At 31.5% G+C, this 19644-nt stretch carries 21 protein-coding genes; all 21 read left to right on the top strand.

The annotated features are described in order from the left end of the window. Positions 1-233: 233 nt before the first annotated feature. The 21 genes from esxA to KI230_RS01415 all read left to right on the top strand — a co-directional run bounded on the left by esxA (position 234) and on the right by KI230_RS01415 (position 19636). Positions 234-527, top strand: a complete 294-nt coding sequence (gene esxA, locus KI230_RS01315; RefSeq protein WP_001240826.1) for a WXG100 family type VII secretion effector EsxA — start codon at positions 234-236, stop codon at positions 525-527. A gap of 82 nt (positions 528-609) precedes the next feature. Then, on the top strand, positions 610-3639 hold the full coding sequence (esaA, locus tag KI230_RS01320; protein ID WP_000728952.1) for a type VII secretion protein EsaA: 3030 nt from the start codon (positions 610-612) through the stop codon (positions 3637-3639). Further along, the gene (gene essA / locus KI230_RS01325) at positions 3639-4097 is read left to right on the top strand and encodes a type VII secretion protein EssA (protein ID WP_000928935.1); all 459 of its coding nucleotides are present in this window, start codon (positions 3639-3641) and stop codon (positions 4095-4097) included. The genes esaA and essA overlap by 1 nt, the downstream gene beginning before the upstream one ends. Beyond that, the gene (gene esaB, locus KI230_RS01330) at positions 4069-4311 is read left to right on the top strand and encodes a type VII secretion protein EsaB (RefSeq protein WP_001071606.1); all 243 of its coding nucleotides are present in this window, start codon (positions 4069-4071) and stop codon (positions 4309-4311) included. Before essA ends, esaB begins: the two co-directional genes overlap by 29 nt. 12 nt (positions 4312-4323) lie before the next feature. Beyond that, a complete protein-coding gene (gene essB / locus KI230_RS01335; RefSeq protein WP_000240338.1) occupies positions 4324-5658 on the top strand; it encodes a type VII secretion protein EssB in 1335 nt (444 codons plus the stop codon). Positions 5659-5679: 21 nt separating this feature from the next. Beyond that, a complete protein-coding gene (gene essC, locus KI230_RS01340; protein ID WP_000549283.1) occupies positions 5680-10119 on the top strand; it encodes a type VII secretion protein EssC in 4440 nt (1479 codons plus the stop codon). Positions 10120-10148: 29 nt separating this feature from the next. Continuing rightward, complete coding sequence (esaC, locus tag KI230_RS01345; RefSeq protein WP_001010291.1) at positions 10149-10541, top strand: type VII secretion substrate EsaC; 393 nt, start codon at positions 10149-10151, stop codon at positions 10539-10541. Positions 10542-10556: 15 nt separating this feature from the next. After that, positions 10557-10871, top strand: a complete 315-nt coding sequence (gene esxB, locus KI230_RS01350; protein WP_000509667.1) for a WXG100 family type VII secretion effector EsxB — start codon at positions 10557-10559, stop codon at positions 10869-10871. Continuing rightward, on the top strand, positions 10871-11545 hold the full coding sequence (locus KI230_RS01355) for a DUF5081 family protein (RefSeq protein ID WP_000655877.1): 675 nt from the start codon (positions 10871-10873) through the stop codon (positions 11543-11545). Before esxB ends, KI230_RS01355 begins: the two co-directional genes overlap by 1 nt. Continuing rightward, a complete protein-coding gene (gene esxD, locus KI230_RS01360) occupies positions 11545-11862 on the top strand; it encodes a type VII secretion system extracellular protein EsxD (protein ID WP_000175723.1) in 318 nt (105 codons plus the stop codon). The genes KI230_RS01355 and esxD overlap by 1 nt, the downstream gene beginning before the upstream one ends. Positions 11863-11871: 9 nt before the next feature. Next, a complete protein-coding gene (locus tag KI230_RS01365) occupies positions 11872-13716 on the top strand; it encodes a DNA/RNA non-specific endonuclease (protein WP_000159026.1) in 1845 nt (614 codons plus the stop codon). Positions 13717-13726: 10 nt separating this feature from the next. Then, a complete protein-coding gene (locus tag KI230_RS01370) occupies positions 13727-14221 on the top strand; it encodes a TIGR01741 family protein (RefSeq protein WP_000142122.1) in 495 nt (164 codons plus the stop codon). Between the two features lie 210 nt (positions 14222-14431). After that, positions 14432-15115 (top strand): DUF5079 family protein, encoded by a 684-nt coding sequence (locus KI230_RS01375; RefSeq protein ID WP_045178244.1) that lies wholly within the window; start codon positions 14432-14434, stop codon positions 15113-15115. A gap of 144 nt (positions 15116-15259) precedes the next feature. Next, positions 15260-15871 carry a DUF5080 family protein gene (locus KI230_RS01380; protein WP_045178243.1) on the top strand — a complete coding sequence of 204 codons (612 nt, stop codon included), beginning with the start codon at positions 15260-15262 and terminating at the stop codon, positions 15869-15871. A gap of 198 nt (positions 15872-16069) precedes the next feature. Then, a complete protein-coding gene (locus KI230_RS01385) occupies positions 16070-16570 on the top strand; it encodes a TIGR01741 family protein (RefSeq protein ID WP_000141964.1) in 501 nt (166 codons plus the stop codon). A 10-nt stretch (positions 16571-16580) separates the two neighbouring features. Further along, positions 16581-17081 (top strand): TIGR01741 family protein, encoded by a 501-nt coding sequence (locus KI230_RS01390; RefSeq protein ID WP_072384828.1) that lies wholly within the window; start codon positions 16581-16583, stop codon positions 17079-17081. Positions 17082-17091: 10 nt separating this feature from the next. Next, the gene (locus KI230_RS01395) at positions 17092-17592 is read left to right on the top strand and encodes a TIGR01741 family protein (protein ID WP_000142152.1); all 501 of its coding nucleotides are present in this window, start codon (positions 17092-17094) and stop codon (positions 17590-17592) included. Positions 17593-17602: 10 nt separating this feature from the next. Further along, a complete protein-coding gene (locus tag KI230_RS01400; protein WP_000141966.1) occupies positions 17603-18103 on the top strand; it encodes a TIGR01741 family protein in 501 nt (166 codons plus the stop codon). A gap of 10 nt (positions 18104-18113) precedes the next feature. Continuing rightward, positions 18114-18614, top strand: a complete 501-nt coding sequence (locus KI230_RS01405) for a TIGR01741 family protein (RefSeq protein WP_000863384.1) — start codon at positions 18114-18116, stop codon at positions 18612-18614. Between the two features lie 10 nt (positions 18615-18624). Continuing rightward, a complete protein-coding gene (locus KI230_RS01410) occupies positions 18625-19125 on the top strand; it encodes a TIGR01741 family protein (RefSeq protein WP_214958302.1) in 501 nt (166 codons plus the stop codon). A 10-nt stretch (positions 19126-19135) separates the two neighbouring features. Continuing rightward, positions 19136-19636: a TIGR01741 family protein gene (locus KI230_RS01415; RefSeq protein ID WP_000142136.1), complete on the top strand. Its 501-nt coding sequence runs from the start codon at positions 19136-19138 to the stop codon at positions 19634-19636. The last annotated feature ends 8 nt before the right edge of the window (positions 19637-19644 follow it).

Consider the following 19644-nt stretch of genomic DNA (forward strand, 5'->3'; position numbering starts at 1 on the left):
CCTTTATGTATTTAATTTAATTTTAGTATACACATTTATATTACAAAAATGAATGGTTAATTAAAAATATATGGGTATATTCAATATATTTATTTAAAAAAAGCTAAAAATACTTAAAAAACTATATACATATACTAATAATTTATATATTATTTGAGTAAGGAGCACTTTTTCAAAAAATAGTGTCCCTAAAAAGTTTTGATAAACTTAAAATATTCAGGAGGTTTCTAGTTATGGCAATGATTAAGATGAGTCCAGAGGAAATCAGAGCAAAATCGCAATCTTACGGGCAAGGTTCAGACCAAATCCGTCAAATTTTATCTGATTTAACACGTGCACAAGGTGAAATTGCAGCGAACTGGGAAGGTCAAGCTTTCAGCCGTTTCGAAGAGCAATTCCAACAACTTAGTCCTAAAGTAGAAAAATTTGCACAATTATTAGAAGAAATTAAACAACAATTGAATAGCACTGCTGATGCCGTTCAAGAGCAAGACCAACAACTTTCTAATAATTTCGGTTTGCAATAAGCATTCTGAAATTGGCAAAGTCACATTTTCTAATGTGGCTTTGCTTAGCATTTTTTAAGAAAACAACTGAAAGGAAATAAGCATGAAAAAGAAAAATTGGATTTATGCATTAATTGTCACTTTAATTATTATAATTGCCATAGTTAGTATGATATTTTTTGTTCAAACAAAATATGGAGATCAATCAGAAAAAGGATCCCAAAGTGTAAGTAATAAAAATAATAAAATACATATCGCAATTGTTAACGAGGATCAACCAACGACATATAACGGTAAAAAGGTTGAGCTGGGTCAAGCTTTTATTAAAAGGTTAGCAAATGAGAAAAACTATAAATTTGAAACAGTAACAAGAAACGTTGCTGAGTCTGGTTTGAAAAATGGCGGATACCAAGTCATGATTGTTATCCCAGAAAACTTTTCAAAATTGGCAATGCAATTAGACGCTAAAACACCATCGAAAATATCACTACAGTATAAAACAGCTGTAGGACAAAAAGAAGAAGTAGCTAAAAACACAGAAAAAGTTGTAAGTAATGTACTTAACGACTTTAACAAAAACTTAGTCGAAATTTATTTAACAAGCATCATTGATAATTTACATAATGCACAAAAAAATGTTGGCGCTATTATGACGCGTGAACATGGTGTGAATAGTAAATTCTCGAATTACTTATTAAATCCAATTAACGACTTCCCGGAATTATTTACAGATACGCTTGTAAATTCGATTTCTGCAAACAAAGATATTACAAAATGGTTCCAAACATACAATAAATCATTATTGAGTGCGAATTCAGATACGTTCAGAGTGAACACAGATTATAATGTTTCGACTTTAATTGAAAAACAAAATTCATTATTTGACGAGCACAATACAGCGATGGATAAAATGTTACAAGATTATAAATCGCAAAAAGATAGCGTGGAACTTGATAACTATATCAATGCATTAAAACAGATGGACAGCCAAATTGATCAACAATCAAGTATGCAAGATACAGGTAAAGAAGAATATAAACAAACTGTTAAAGAAAACTTAGATAAATTAAGAGAAATCATTCAATCACAAGAGTCACCATTTTCAAAAGGTATGATTGAAGACTATCGTAAGCAATTAACAGAATCACTGCAAGATGAGCTTGCAAACAACAAAGACTTACAAGATGCGCTAAATAGCATTAAAATGAACAATGCTCAATTCGCTGAAAACTTAGAGAAACAACTTCATGATGATATTGTCAAAGAACCTGATACAGATACAACATTTATCTATAACATGTCTAAACAAGACTTTATAGCTGCAGGTTTAAATGAGGATGAAGCTAATAAATACGAAGCAATTGTCAAAGAAGCAAAACGTTATAAAAACGAATATAATTTGAAAAAACCGTTAGCAGAACACATTAATTTAACAGATTATGATAACCAAGTTGCGCAAGACACAAGTAGTTTGATTAATGATGGTGTCAAAGTGCAACGTACTGAAACGATTAAAAGTAATGATATTAATCAATTAACTGTTGCAACAGATCCTCATTTTAATTTTGAAGGCGACATTAAAATTAATGGTAAAAAATATGACATTAAGGATCAAAGTGTTCAACTCGATACATCTAACAAGGAATATAAAGTTGAAGTCAATGGCGTTGCTAAATTGAAAAAGGATGCTGAGAAAGATTTCTTAAAAGATAAAACAATGCATTTACAATTGTTATTTGGACAAGCAAATCGTCAAGATGAACCAAATGATAAGAAAGCAACGAGTGTTGTGGACGTAACATTGAATCATAACCTTGATGGTCGCTTATCGAAAGATGCATTAAGCCAGCAATTGAGTGCATTATCTAGGTTTGATGCGCATTATAAAATGTACACAGATACAAAAGGCAGAGAAGATAAACCATTCGACAACAAACGTTTAATTGATATGATGGTTGACCAAGTTATCAATGACATGGAAAGTTTCAAAGACGATAAAGTAGCTGTGTTACATCAAATTGATTCAATGGAAGAAAACTCAGACAAACTGATTGATGACATTTTAAATAACAAAAAGAATACAACCAAAAATAAAGAAGATATTTCTAAGCTGATTGATCAGTTAGAAAACGTTAAAAAGACATTTGCTGAAGAGCCACAAGAACCAAAAATTGATAAAGGCAAAAATGATGAATTTAATACGATGTCTTCAAATTTAGATAAAGAAATTAGTAGAATTTCTGAGAAAAGTACGCAATTGCTATCAGATACACAAGAATCAAAAACAATTGCAGATTCAGTTAGTGGACAATTAAATCAATTAGATAATAATGTGAATAAACTACATGCGACAGGTCGAGCATTAGGCGTAAGAGCGAATGATTTGAACCGTCAAATGGCTAAAAACGATAAAGATAATGAGTTGTTCGCTAAAGAGTTTAAAAAAGTATTACAAAATTCTAAAGATGGCGACAGACAAAACCAAGCATTAAAAGCATTTATGAGTAATCCGGTTCAAAAGAAAAACTTAGAAAATGTTTTAGCTAATAATGGTAATACAGACGTGATTTCACCGACATTATTCGTATTATTGATGTATTTACTATCAATGATTACAGCATATATTTTCTATAGTTATGAACGTGCCAAAGGACAAATGAATTTCATTAAAGATGATTATAGTAGTAAAAACCATCTTTGGAATAATGTCATCACGTCAGGTGTTATTGGTACAACTGGTTTGGTAGAAGGATTAATTGTCGGTTTAATTGCAATGAATAAGTTCCATGTATTAGCTGGCTATAGAGCAAAATTCATCTTAATGGTGATTTTAACTATGATGGTCTTCGTACTTATTAATACGTATTTACTAAGACAGGTAAAATCAATCGGTATGTTCTTAATGATTGCTGCATTGGGTCTATATTTTGTAGCTATGAATAATTTGAAAGCGGCTGGACAAGGTGTGACTAATAAAATTTCACCATTGTCTTATATCGATAACATGTTCTTCAATTATTTAAATGCAGAGCATCCTATAGGCTTGGCGCTAGTAATATTAACAGTACTTGTGATTATTGGTTTTGTACTGAACATGTTTATAAAACACTTTAAGAAAGAGAGATTAATCTAATGTTGATGAATAGCGTGATTGCTTTAACTTTTTTAACAGCATCTAGCAATAATGGCGGACTTAATATTGACGTGCAACAAGAAGAGGAAAAGCGAATCAATAATGATTTAAATCAATATGATACAACGCTATTTAATAAAGACAGCAAAGCGGTTAATGATGCGATTGCTAAGCAGAAAAAAGAACGACAACAACAAATAAAAAATGATATGTTTCAAAATCAAGCGAGTCACTCGACTCGCTTGAATGAAACTAAAAAAGTGTTATTTTCCAAATCTAACTTAGAAAAGACTTCGGAGAGTGATAAAAGCCCCTATATTCAAAACAAGCAGGAGAAAAAAATATTCCCGTACATTTTGATGTCTGTAGGGGCTTTTTTGACTTTAGGATTTGTCATTTTTTCAATTCATAAAGGGAGACGAACGAAAAATGAATCAGCACGTAAAAGTAACATTTGATTTTACTAATTATAATTACGGCACATATGACTTAGCAGTACCAGCATATTTACCGATAAAAAATTTAATAGCTTTAGTATTGGATAGTTTGGACATTTCAATATTTGATGTCAATACACAAATTAAAGTGATGACGAAAGGTCAATTACTTGTTGAAAATGATCGACTCATTGATTATCAAATCGCTGATGGAGATATTTTGAAGTTACTATAGGAGGAAAAATAGATGGTTAAAAATCATAACCCTAAAAATGAAATGCAAGATATGTTAACGCCTTTAGATGCTGAAGAAGCAGCTAAAACAAAATTACGCTTAGATATGAGAGAGATTCCTAAGTCTTCAATTAAACCAGAACATTTTCATTTAATGTACTTATTAGAACAACATTCTCCATATTTTATAGATGCTGAATTAACTGAACTACGTGACAGTTTCCAAATACATTATGACATTAATGACAATCATACACCTTTTGATAATATTAAATCATTTACTAAAAATGAAAAATTACGTTACTTACTCAATATCAAAAATTTAGAAGAAGTAAATCGTACACGCTACACATTTGTGTTGGCACCAGATGAATTATTTTTCACAAGAGATGGATTACCCATTGCTAAAACAAGAGGGTTACAAAATGTTGTTGATCCATTACCTGTGTCAGAAGCTGAATTTTTAACAAGATATAAAGCGCTGGTTATCTGTGCATTCAATGAGAAACAATCATTTGATGCTTTAGTTGAAGGAAACTTAGAACTACATAAAGGAACGCCATTTGAAACTAAAGTTATTGAAGCGGCAACGTTAGATTTACTAACGGCATTTTTAGATGAACAGTATCAGAAACAAGAACAAGATTATAGTCAAAATTATGCATATGTTCGTAAAGTAGGGCATACCGTTTTTAAATGGGTTGCTATCGGTATGACAACGTTAAGTGTGTTATTAATTGCATTTTTAGCCTTTTTATATTTTTCAGTAATGAAGCATAATGAGCGCATTGAAAAAGGATACCAAGCATTTGTGAAGGATGATTATACGCAAGTACTAAATACGTATGATGATTTAGATGGTAAAAAATTAGACAAAGAAGCGCTTTACATTTATGCCAAAAGCTATATTCAAACAAATAAACAAGGTTTAGAAAAAGATAAGAAAGAAAACTTGCTTAATAACGTGACACCAAATTCAAACAAAGACTACTTATTATATTGGATGGAATTAGGACAAGGACATCTTGATGAAGCGATTAATATTGCCACTTATTTAGATGATAACGATATTACAAAGTTAGCGTTGATTAATAAGTTAAATGAGATTAAAAATAACGGAGATTTATCGAATGATAAACGTTCTGAAGAAACGAAAAAGTATAACGATAAATTGCAAGATATTTTAGACAAAGAAAAGCAAGTTAAAGATGAAAAAGCGAAATCTGAAGAAGAGAAAGCAAAAGCAAAAGATGAAAAATTAAAGCAACAAGAAGAGAATGAAAAGAAACAAAAAGAACAAGCACAAAAAGATAAAGAAAAACGCCAAGAAGCTGAAAGAAAAAAATAGTATAGGACTGAGGCAAAGACAATGCATAAATTGATTATAAAATATAACAAACAATTGAAGATGCTCAATTTGCGAGATGGTAAGACATATACTATTAGCGAAGACGAGCGTGCAGATATTACGTTGAAATCGTTAGGCGAAGTCATTCATTTAGAACAAAATAATCAAGGTACTTGGCAAGCGAATCATACTTCTATTAATAAGGTGCTTGTTAGAAAAGGTGACCTTGATGACATTACATTACAGCTTTATACAGAAGCTGATTATGCATCATTTGCGTATCCTTCAATTCAAGATACGATGACAATTGGACCAAATGCGTATGATGACATGGTCATTCAAAGCTTGATGAATGCCATCATTATTAAAGATTTTCAATCAATACAAGAATCACAATACGTACGCATTGTGCACGATAAAAATACAGATGTGTATATTAACTATGAACTACAAGAGCAATTAACAAACAAAGCTTACATTGGTGATCATATTTATGTTGAAGGGATATGGCTCGAAGTACAAGCTGATGGTTTAAATGTATTGAGTCAGAATACAGTGGCATCGTCATTAATTCGCTTAACACAAGAGATGCCACATGCACAGGCAGATGATTACAATACGTACCATCGTTCGCCAAGGATTATTCACCGTGAACCGACCGATGATATTAAGATTGAAAGACCACCACAGCCAATACAGAAGAACAATACAGTGATATGGCGTTCCATTATACCGCCATTAGTAATGATTGCTTTAACTGTTGTCATCTTTTTAGTGAGACCAATTGGTATTTATATTTTAATGATGATTGGTATGAGTACAGTAACGATAGTATTTGGTATTACAACGTATTTCTCTGAAAAGAAAAAGTATAACAAAGATGTTGAAAAACGAGAGAAAGATTACAAAGCTTATTTGGATAATAAATCTAAAGAAATTAATAAAGCGATTAAAGCACAACGTTTTAGTTTGAATTACCATTATCCAACGGTTGCTGAAATTAAAGATATCGTTGAAACGAAAGCACCAAGAATATATGAAAAAACATCGCATCATCACGATTTCTTACATTATAAGTTAGGTATTGCGAATGTAGAAAAGTCATTCAAATTAGATTACCAAGAAGAAGAATTTAACCAACGTCGTGATGAACTATTCGACGATGCTAAAGAATTGTATGAATTTTACACAGATGTAGAACAAGCACCATTAATCAATGATTTAAATCATGGACCAATTGCATATATTGGTGCACGACATCTCATTTTAGAAGAATTGGAGAAAATGCTAATCCAATTGTCAACGTTCCATAGTTATCATGATTTAGAGTTTCTATTTGTGACACGTGAAGATGAAGTTGAAACATTGAAATGGGCACGTTGGTTGCCACATATGACATTGAGAGGTCAAAACATTAGAGGGTTTGTTTACAATCAACGAACACGTGACCAAATTTTAACGTCAATTTATAGCATGATTAAAGAACGTATCCAAGCTGTGCGTGAACGCAGCAGAAGTAATGAGCAAATTATTTTCACACCGCAATTAGTGTTTGTCATTACAGATATGTCATTAATTATTGATCATGTCATTTTAGAATATGTAAACCAAGATTTATCAGAATATGGTATTTCATTAATCTTTGTTGAAGATGTGATTGAAAGTTTGCCAGAGCATGTAGATACCATTATTGATATCAAGTCTCGTACTGAAGGTGAACTGATTACGAAAGAAAAAGAATTAGTTCAATTGAAATTTACACCTGAAAATATTGATAACGTCGATAAAGAATATATCGCGCGACGTTTGGCGAATTTGATACACGTCGAACATTTGAAAAATGCAATTCCTGATAGTATTACATTTTTAGAGATGTATAACGTGAAAGAAGTAGATCAGCTTGATGTAGTTAATCGATGGAGACAAAACGAAACATACAAAACGATGGCAGTACCTTTAGGTGTAAGAGGTAAAGATGATATTTTATCATTGAACTTACATGAAAAAGCACACGGGCCACATGGTTTAGTTGCTGGTACCACTGGTTCAGGGAAATCTGAGATTATCCAATCATACATTTTATCTTTAGCTATTAATTTTCATCCACATGAAGTTGCGTTCCTATTGATTGACTATAAAGGTGGGGGTATGGCGAACTTATTTAAAGATTTAGTCCATTTAGTTGGTACGATTACAAACTTAGATGGCGATGAAGCGATGCGTGCCTTAACATCAATCAAAGCCGAATTGAGAAAACGTCAACGTTTATTCGGAGAGCATGATGTTAACCATATTAATCAATACCATAAGTTATTTAAAGAAGGTGTTGCAACAGAACCAATGCCACATTTATTCATTATTTCCGATGAGTTTGCCGAATTAAAATCAGAACAACCTGATTTTATGAAAGAACTTGTATCAACGGCACGTATTGGACGTTCGTTAGGTATTCATTTAATACTTGCGACACAAAAACCATCGGGTGTTGTTGATGACCAAATTTGGTCTAACTCTAAATTTAAATTGGCATTAAAAGTACAAGATAGACAAGACAGTAATGAAATTTTAAAAACACCAGATGCAGCAGACATTACATTACCAGGTCGTGCGTATTTACAAGTTGGTAATAATGAAATTTATGAATTATTCCAATCTGCATGGAGTGGTGCAACATATGACATCGAAGGCGATAAATTAGAAGTTGAAGATAAGACGATTTACATGATTAATGACTATGGTCAACTTCAAGCAATCAACAAAGACTTGAGTGGACTTGAAGATGAAGAAACGAAAGAAAACCAAACCGAGTTAGAAGCGGTTATCGATCATATCGAATCTATTACAACACGATTAGAAATTGAAGAAGTTAAGCGTCCATGGTTACCACCATTGCCAGAAAATGTATATCAAGAAGATTTAGTAGAAACAGATTTCAGAAAATTATGGTCAGATGATGCAAAAGAAGTGGAATTAACATTAGGACTTAAAGACGTACCAGAAGAACAATACCAAGGACCGATGGTATTGCAATTGAAAAAAGCTGGGCACATCGCGTTAATCGGAAGTCCAGGATATGGTAGAACAACGTTCTTACACAACATTATTTTCGATGTTGCAAGACACCATCGTCCTGATCAAGCACACATGTACTTGTTCGATTTCGGTACCAATGGTTTGATGCCAGTCACAGACATACCGCATGTCGCTGATTACTTTACAGTAGATCAAGAAGACAAGATTGCTAAGGCGATACGTATATTTAATGATGAAATCGATCGCCGTAAGAAGATTTTAAGTCAGTATCGTGTTACTAGTATTTCTGAATATCGAAAATTAACTGGTGAAACAATTCCGCATGTCTTTATTCTTATTGATAACTTTGACGCAGTAAAAGATTCACCTTTTCAAGAAGTTTTTGAAAATATGATGATTAAAATGACACGTGAAGGGCTAGCATTAGACATGCAAGTAACCTTAACTGCCTCAAGAGCTAACGCTATGAAAACACCAATGTACATTAATATGAAAACGCGTATCGCCATGTTTTTATATGATAAATCAGAAGTGTCGAACGTAGTAGGACAGCAAAAATTTGCGGTTAAAGATGTAGTGGGTCGAGCATTGTTAAGTAGCGATGACAACGTATCATTCCATATTGGCCAACCATTTAAACATGATGAGACCAAATCATATAATGATCAAATTAATGATGAAGTATCGGCGATGACAGAATTTTATAAAGGTGAAACACCAAGTGATATTCCTATGATGCCAGATGAAATTAAATATGAAGATTACAGAGAATCATTAAGCTTACCGGATATAGTTGCAAATGGTGCTTTACCAATTGGATTAGATTATGAAGGTGTTACACTACAAAAAATTAAATTAACTGAACCAGCAATGATTTCATCAGAAAATCCGAGAGAAATTGCGCATATTGCTGAAATTATGATGAAAGAAATTGACATATTAAATGAAAAATATGCGATTTGTATCGCAGATTCAAGTGGAGAGTTTAAAGCTTATAGACATCAAGTGGCTAACTTTGCCGAAGAAAGAGAAGACATTAAAGCGATTCATCAACTAATGATTGAAGACTTAAAACAAAGAGAAATGGACGGTCCGTTTGAAAAAGATTCACTTTACATTATCAATGATTTTAAAACATTTATTGATTGCACGTATATTCCGGAAGATGATGTTAAAAAACTTATTACAAAAGGACCAGAACTTGGCTTGAACATTTTATTTGTCGGCATTCATAAAGAATTAATAGATGCTTATGATAAACAGATTGATGTTGCACGTAAAATGATTAACCAATTTAGTATAGGTATTCGTATTTCAGACCAACAATTCTTTAAATTTAGATTTATTCAACGAGAACCTGTTATTAAAGAAAATGAAGCATATATGGTCGCAAACCAAGCTTATCAAAAGATTAGATGGTTTAAATAGCAATGAATTAAATAGGAGGGAGGTATGTTATGAATTTTAATGATATTGAAACAATGGTTAAGTCGAAATTTAAAGATATTAAAAAGCATGCTGAAGAGATTGCGCATGAAATTGAAGTTCGTTCTGGATATTTAAGAAAAGCTGAACAATATAAGCGATTAGAATTTAATTTGAGTTTTGCACTAGATGATATTGAAAGCACAGCAAAGGACGTACAAACTGCAAAAACTAGTGCTAATAAGGACAGTGTAACTGTTAAAGGAAAAGCGCCCAATACGTTATATATCGAAAAAAGAAATTTGATGAAACAAAAGCTTGAAATGTTGGGTGAAGATATCGATAAAAATAAAGAATCCCTCCAAAAAGCTAAGGAAATTGCTGGAGAAAAGGCAAGTGAATATTTTAATAAAGCAATGAATTAATATTGAGGTGAAGATATGGGTGGATATAAAGGTATTAAAGCAGATGGTGGCAAGGTTGATCAAGCAAAACAATTAGCGGCAAAAACAGCTAAAGATATTGAAGCATGTCAAAAGCAAACGCAACAGCTCGCTGAGTATATCGAAGGTAGTGATTGGGAAGGACAGTTCGCCAATAAGGTGAAAGATGTGTTACTCATTATGGCAAAGTTTCAAGAAGAATTAGTACAACCGATTGCTGACCATCAAAAAGCAATTGATAACTTAAGTCAAAATCTAGCGAAATACGATACATTATCAATTAAGCAAGGGCTTGATAGGGTGAACCCATGATGAAAGATGTTAAGCGAATAGATTATTTTTCTTACGAAGAATTAACAATTTTAGGTGGTAGTAAATTACCTCTCGTAAATTTTGAATTGTTTGATCCATCAAATTTTGAAGAAGCTAAAGCGGCTTTAATTGAAAAGGAATTAGTAACAGAGAATGACAAGTTAACTGATGCAGGTTTTAAAGTGGCTACATTAGTCAGAGAGTATATTAGCGCAATTGTAAATATTCGAATTAATGATATGTATTTTGCACCATTTAGCTATGAAAAAGATGAATATATTTTGTTAAGCCGGTTTAAAAATAATGGATTTCAAATACGAATTATAAATAAAGACATTGCATGGTGGTCGATTGTACAATCATATCCTTTATTAATGAGACAAGAAAAGTCCAATGATTGGGACTTTAAACAAATTGACGATGAAACATTGGAGAACTTAAATAATGAAAGTATCGATACGATTGGGCGTGTTTTAGAAATTGAAATATACAATCATCAAGGTGACCCTCAACAAAGTTTATATAACATTTATGAACAAAATGATTTGCTACTCATTCGATACCCATTAAAAGATAAAGTACTGAATGTTCATATTGGCGTCATTAATACATTTATACGAGAATTATTTGGATTCAATACTGATGAAAATCATATTAATAAAGCAGAGGAGTAATGACGTTGAGTGGAAAAATTAGTGTTAAAGCTGAAACGATTGCACATGTTGTAAAAGAATTGGAAAGCATTAGTCAAAAGTATGATGAAATAGCTCAAAACTTTGGAAAAATTGCGCAATTAAATTACTACAGTAGTGAAAAAGCTTCACATTCTATGGAAAACGGCTATAGTAGTGCTGCAACAGTCATTAGTGGTCTCAAAGGTCCATTGAGTACACTCGGTGGTGGTGTCATGAATTCAGCACAAAAGTTCTTTGAAGCAGATGAACATTGGGGTACGGAATTTGCCAAGCTTTACTATAATATTGAGGGATAGGTGCATGACATGACAAAAGATATTGAATATTTAACAGCTGATTATGACAATGAAAAGTCATCTATCCAAAGTGTAATAGATGCAATAGAGGGGCAAGACTTCTTAGATGTAGATACAACAATGGATGATGCGGTAAGCGATGTCAGTTCTTTAGACGAAGATGGCGCAATATCATTAACAAGTAGTGTAGTAGGTCCACAAGGATCTAAATTAATGGGCTATTATCAAAATGAGTTATATGATTATGCATCTCAATTAGATTCGAAAATGAAAGAAATTATTGACACGCCATTTATAGAAGATATAGATAAAGCATTCAAAGGTATAACGAATGTTAAATTGGAAAATATATTAATTAAAAATGGCGGTGGTCATGGTAGAGATACCTATGGGGCTTCTGGGAAAATTGCAAAGGGAGATGCCAAGAAAAGTGACAGCGATGTTTATAGCATCGATGAAATATTAAAATCGGATCAAGAATTTGTAAAAGTAATTGATCAGCATTACAAAGAAATGAAAAAAGAAGATAAGAAATTATCTAAGAGTGATTTTGAAAAAATGATGACTCAGGGCGCTTCTTGTGATTACATGACAGTAGCTGAAGCGGAAGAGCTAGAGGAGCAAAAGAAAAAAGAAGAAGCTATAGAGATTGCAGCACTAGCTGGTATGGTAGTTTTATCTTGTATTAATCCTGTTGCTGGAGCAGTAGCTATTGGTGCTTATTCCGCCTATTCAGCAGCAAATGCAGCCACAGGAAAAAATATTGTAACTGGAAGAAAGCTATCTAAAGAAGAACGAATCATGGAAGGACTTTCGCTTATTCCATTGCCAGGTATGGGCTTCCTCAAAGGTGCTGGGAAAAGTTTAATGAAATTAGGCTTCAAAGGCGGAGAAAAATTTGCAGTTAAAACAGGATTGCAAAAGACAATGCAACAAGCGGTTAGTCGTATTTCACCTAAAATGGGAATGATGAAAAACAGTGTGTTGAATCAATCTCGTAACTTTGCTCAAAATACTCATGTTGGACAAATGCTGAGTAACATGCGTGGTCAAGCAACTCATACTGTTCAACAAAGTAGAAATTGGATTGGACAACAAGCACAAAATGTCAAACGAATAGTGAATAATGGACTTGATAAAGAAATAGCACATCCATTTAAACAACAACTTGCACCAGCGGGAATGGGTGGTATAAAATTTGCTGAAACAACTACTTTGAGAAACATGGGTCAAAACATGAAACGTGCTGTTACACCACAAAATCACGTGACACATGGTCCGAAAGATAGTATGGTGAGAAGTGAAGGTAAACATAGTGTAAGTAGCCATGAAATAAATTCATCAAAATATGTTGAATCACCAAACTACACCAAGGTTGAATTCGGAGAACACTATGCAAGACTTAGACCTAAGAAACTAAAAGCAAATATAGAATATACAACACCAACTGGTCACATATATCGGACCGATCATAAAGGGCGCATAAAAGAAGTTTATGTAGACAATCTTTCTCTAAAAGATGGCGGTCGTAATAACCATGCACAAAGAACTGTGGGGGGAGAGGATAGATTACCAGACGATGATGGAGGTCATTTAATCGCTAGAATGTTTGGTGGGTCAAAAGACATAGATAACCTTGTGGCACAAAGTAAATTTATCAACCGTTCATTTAAGGAAAATGGACAATGGTATAAGTTGGAAAAACTATGGGAAAAAGCAATCAAGTCTGGGAAGTCAATAGAAAATGTTAAAGTTGAAGTTAAATATAAAGGTAATAGTCAAAGGCCAACCGAATTTTCAGTTAGATATAATATTAATGGTGAGCAGTTTTTAAAAAATATAATTAATAAATAGGAGGATTAACATGACTTTCGAAGAAAAACTAAGTCAAATGTATAACGAGATTGCGAATAAGATTAGCAGTATGATACCGGTAGAATGGGAAAAGGTATATGCAATGGCATATATAGATGATGAAGGAGGCGAAGTGTTCTACTATTACACAGAACCTGGAAGTAATGAATTATACTATTATACTAGTGTATTAAATAAATATGATATATCGGAATCAGAATTTATGGATTCAGCGTATGAGTTGTATAAACAATTTCAAAAGTTAAGAAATATATTTAAAAAAGAAGGACATGAACCATGGACATCATGCGAATTTGATTTTACAAATGAAGGTAAATTAAAAGTTTCATTTGATTATATTGATTGGATAAATACAGAGTTTGATCAATTGGGCCGTCAAAATTATTATATGTACAAAAAATTTGGGGTTATACCAGAAATGGAATATGAAATGGAGGAGGTTAAACAAATCGAGCAATATATTAAAGAGCAAGAAGAAGAATAGACAATCTTAATTTGAGACTAAACAATAAAGCTTTGTTTAGTCTTTTTTGGCGGTTAAGTAAAAAGCAATAGAGACCGTAAAGTTGATGCTCATCAAATAATAATATAAAGATAATTTTAGGTTTTTAAACTTTTAATCGAAAAGAATCTAAGTATATATAGCTTTAAATACGTAATATGCTATTTAAAAGATAATGTATAGGAGATAGATATGACTACTAAAGAAAATATTGATACTCTTCGAAAGCCAGGTGCACAAGCCTTAAGTTTAATATCATTGTTTTTGATACTTTTTTCATGTCTGACTTTCTTTTTTGGTTTAGATTATGAAAGGTTTCCTAATTATTTAAAGATAACGACAATTATAGAATTAATAATTATCATAATTAGTTTACTTCAATGGATTAGATTTATAGATTTCGAAAAAGAAAGTGCACAGAAATATAAAAAAATATATGCTCGATTTTTAGTTGTTATAAATGTGTTAACTACTATCACTGTAGTATTTGCACTGTGTAACCTTTATTATTTTTCAGCTGTACAAAACCATTATGATTTATTCAATTATTGGTTAATGGGTACGATTTCAATCATAATTAGCTATTTATTATTAGTAATTGGCGGAATGTTCACGTTATTAAAATTACCTAAAGTAACAAAACGTTGGGGTGGTAAAACTAAAACACATTTCGGTTTATTATTAACTGCGTTGAGCTCATTTATATATATTGAAAAAATTATCGAATATATATTGATTCCTAATGTCGTAGAATCCAAGTTTATAATTATTGTGAGCATGTTGGTTATCGCTGGAGCACAATTTGTGGCATTTCAATTTATTATGCAATACAGTAGATTCTATATTTTTGAATTAAACACAGAAGATGATGACTAAATGATTTTGTAAATTCTTTAAAGTATACTTAAATAAGAAAATCAACTTCAACGTATATCACCATATTATTTTATACTCAATGATGTGAATGGATTTAAATGGATCGATATTAAAGTAAAAGTTATGGAATGTTGAGGTGCGAATATGGAGTTCTTATTATTAATTGTCGAAGCCGGACTGTATTATATTATATATTTAACTGCTGTGATGTATTCTGAAAAAATAGTAGTATTGCCTATAATCATCTATGCCATTGTGTTTGTAGTAATTGGTATCACTTATATTTTTATAGGTGACAGCTATGATCAGTTAACAAATTTCAATGTGATTTTGTATATGGGGAGTTTGTTTTATGCATGGATGGCTTTTAGAAATCTTTGGAACAGACCACTATTACTAAAATATAAGAACATTACAGATAGTTCAAGTGGAATAGTTAATAAATCTGAATACAATTCAGTTGAAAGCTTACGTATAAACATTGAAATAGCTAAGTATAAAGGGATTATTTCTTTGATAGTAGCTATAGTATTAACGGTATTAATGACATTAAAATCAACACCTCAAATTACTGCAGAAACACGTGACTTAAGTATCTCATTTTTCATACTCAGCTTATTTATCATTATTATATTTGTAGTTTGGGATTTGATTATTAGAGTTAGAAAAGGAGCGTTTGCTTTTGTTGTAATAAGGCCAATATTATTCAGTTGTTGGTTATTTATTCTGAATATGATTTTATCAAGATTAGTATAATGATAAGAAGTTGAATAAATTGTAATGTGAAAAATCATTGAGAATTTCTATTATTGTAACAATAGTTTCAGTTATTTTAGTTTCATTAGTTTATTTAGGTTTAAAATGAGTAATATTATTTTGAAGAAGCATTAAGCCACGTAGAGGTGTTGTTTAATGCTTTTTATTTAACGGTAATGAAAATATAGGGGAGATAACATGACTTTCGAAGAAAAACTAAATGAAATGTACAACGAGATTGCGAATAAGATTAGCAGCATGATACCGGTAGAGTGGGCAAAGGTATATGCAATGGCATATATCGATGAAGAATCTGGAGAAGTGTTTTTCAATTATACTGAACCAAGAAGTGATGAATTATTTTACTATACAAGCGTGATAAAAAAGTATAATATTTCGAGATCAGGATTTATGAATTCAGTATATGAGTTGCATGATCAATTTGAAAAACTAAGAGAATTGTTTATAGAAGAAGGACATGAACCATGGACATCATGTGAGTTTGATTTTACAAAAGAAGGTAAATTGAAAGTATCTTTTGATTATATAGATTGGTTAAATACAGAATTTGATCAATTGGGTCGTGAAAATTATTATATGTACAAAAAATTTGGGGTTATACCAGAAATGGAATATGAAATGGAAGAAATTAAAGAAATCGAGCAATATATTAAAGAGCAAGATGAAGCTGAACAATAGAGGCGATAACATGACTTTCGAAGAAAAACAAAGTGAAATGTACAATAAAATTGCAAATGAGATTAGTGGAATGATACCGGTTGAGTGGGAAAAGGTATATACAATTGCTTATGTAGATAATCAAGGTGGAGAGGTCATTTTTAATTATACTAAACCTGGAAGTGAAGAATTGAATTATTATTCAGATATTCCTAAAGATTGCAATGTCTCAAATGATATTTTTATGGATTTATGGATGAAAGTTTATCGAATGTTTGATGAGTTAAGAGAAACTTTTAAAAAAGAAGGACATGAACCATGGACATCATGTGAATTTGATTTTACAAGAGATGGTAAATTGAAAGTATCTTTTGATTATATAGATTGGTTAAATACAGAATTTGATCAATTGAGTCTTGAAAATTATTATATGTACAAAAAATTCGAGGTTATACCAGAAATGGAATATGAAATGGAAGAAATTAAAGAAATCGAACAATATATTAAAGAGCAAGATGAAGCTGAACAATAGAGGCGATAACATGACTTTCGAAGAAAAACAAAGTGAAATGTACAATAAAATTGCAAATGAGATTAGTGGAATGATACCGGTTGAGTGGGAAAAGGTATATACAATTGCTTATGTAGATAATCAAGGTGGAGAGGTCATTTTTAATTATACTAAACCTGGAAGTGAAGAATTGAATTATTATTCAGATATTCCTAAAGATTGCAATGTCTCAAATGATATTTTTATGGATTTATGGATGAAAGTTTATCGAATGTTTGATGAGTTAAGAGAAACTTTTAAAAAAGAAGGACATGAACCATGGACATCATGTGAATTTGATTTTACAAGAGATGGTAAATTGAAAGTATCTTTTGATTATATAGATTGGTTAAATACAGAATTTGATCAATTGAGTCTTGAAAATTATTATATGTACAAAAAATTCGAGGTTATACCAGAAATGGAATATGAAATGGAAGAAATTAAAGAAATCGAACAATATATTAAAGAGCAAGAAGAAGCTGAAATATAGGGGAGATGACATGACTTTCGAAGAAAAACTAAATGAAATGTACAACGAGATTTCGAATAAAATTAGTAGCATGATACCAGTAGAATGGGAAAAGGTATATACAATGGCTTATATAGATGATGGAGGAGGTGAAGTATTCTTTAATTATACTAAACCAAACAGCGATGAATTGAATTATTACACCGATATACCTAAGGAGTATAACATTTCTGTGCAAGTATTTGATGATTTATGGATGGATTTATATGATTTGTTTGAGGAATTAAGAAATTTATTTAAAGAAGAAGGACTAGAACCATGGACATCATGCGAATTTGATTTTACAAGAGAAGGTACATTGAATGTATCTTTTGATTATATTGATTGGGTTAATACGGAGTTTGATCAATTAGGCCGTGAAAATTATTATATGTACAAAAAATTTGGGGTTATACCAGAAATGGAATATGAAATGAAAGAAATTAAAGAAATCGAACAATATATTAAAGAGCAAGATGAAGCTGAAATATAGGGGAGATAACATGGCTTTCGAAGAAAAACTAAATGAAATGTACAATGAGATTGCGAATAAAATTAGCAGTATGATACCGGTAGAATGGGAAACGGTATATGCAATGGCTTATGTAAATGAAAGAAGTGGAGAAGTGTTTTACAATTATACTGAACCAAGCAGTGATGAATTATTTTACTATACGAGCGTGTTAAATAAATATAATATACCAAGATCAGAATTTATGGACTCAGTATATGAATTATATAAGCAATTTGATAATTTAAGAGAATTGTTTATAGAAGAAGGACTCGAACCATGGACATCATGTGAATTTGACTTTACAAGAGATGGCAAATTGAATGTATCTTTTGATTATATTGATTGGGTGAATTCAGAATTTGGACCAATGGGAAGAGAACATTATTATATGTATAAAAAATTTGGAATTTGGCCTGAAAAAGAATATGCCATAAATTGGGTTAAAAAAATAAAAGATTATGTTAAAGAGCAAGATGAAGCTGAACTATAGGGGAGATAATATGACTTTCGAAGAAAAACTAAGTCAAATGTACAACGAGATTGCGAATAAGATTAGCAGTATGATACCGGTAGAGTGGGAAAAAGTATATATAATTGCTTATGTAGATGATCAAGGTGGAGAGGTCATTTTTAATTATACAAAACCTGGAAGTGAAGATTTGAATTATTACACGGATATATCTAGAGATTATAATATTTCAGAAGAAATATTTGATGATTTATGGATGAATCTTTATTACTTGTTTATGAATTTGAGGGATTTATTTAAAAAAGAAGGTCTTGAACCATGGACATCATGTGAATTTGATTTTACAAGAGAGGGTAATTTGAAAGTATCGTTTGATTATATAGATTGGATTAAATTAGGTTTTGGTCCATCAGGAAAGGAAAACTACTATATGTATAAAAAGTTTGGTGTTATACCAGAAACGGAATATGAAATTAATAAAGTTAAAGAAATCGAGCAATTTATTAAAGAGCAAGATGAAGCTGAACTATAGGGGAGATAATATGACTTTCGAAGAAAAACTAAGTCAAATGTACAACGAGATTGCGAATAAGATTAGCAGTATGATACCGGTAGAGTGGGAAAAAGTATATACAATTGCTTATGTAGATGATCAAGGTGGAGAGGTCGTTTTTAATTATACTAAACCAGGTAGCGAGGACTTGAATTATTACACATATATCCCTAGAGAGTATAATGTCTCTGAAAAAGTATTTTATGATTTGTGGACGGATTTATATAGATTGTTTAAGAAGTTAAGAAACGCATTTAAAGAAGAAGATTTAGAACCATGGACATCATGTGAATTTGACTTTACAAGAGATGGTAAATTGAATGTTGTATTTGATTATGTTGATTGGATGAATTCAGAATTTGGTCCATCAGGAAAGGAAAACTACTATATGTATAAAAAGTTTGGTGTTTTACCAGAAACGGAATATGAAATTAATAAAGTTAAAGAAATCGAGCAATATATTAAAGAGCAAGATGAAGCTGAACTATAGGGGCGATA

Origin of the sequence: Staphylococcus sp. MZ3 (assembly GCF_018622755.1) — a bacterium.
Lineage (GTDB): Bacteria > Bacillota > Bacilli > Staphylococcales > Staphylococcaceae > Staphylococcus > Staphylococcus aureus.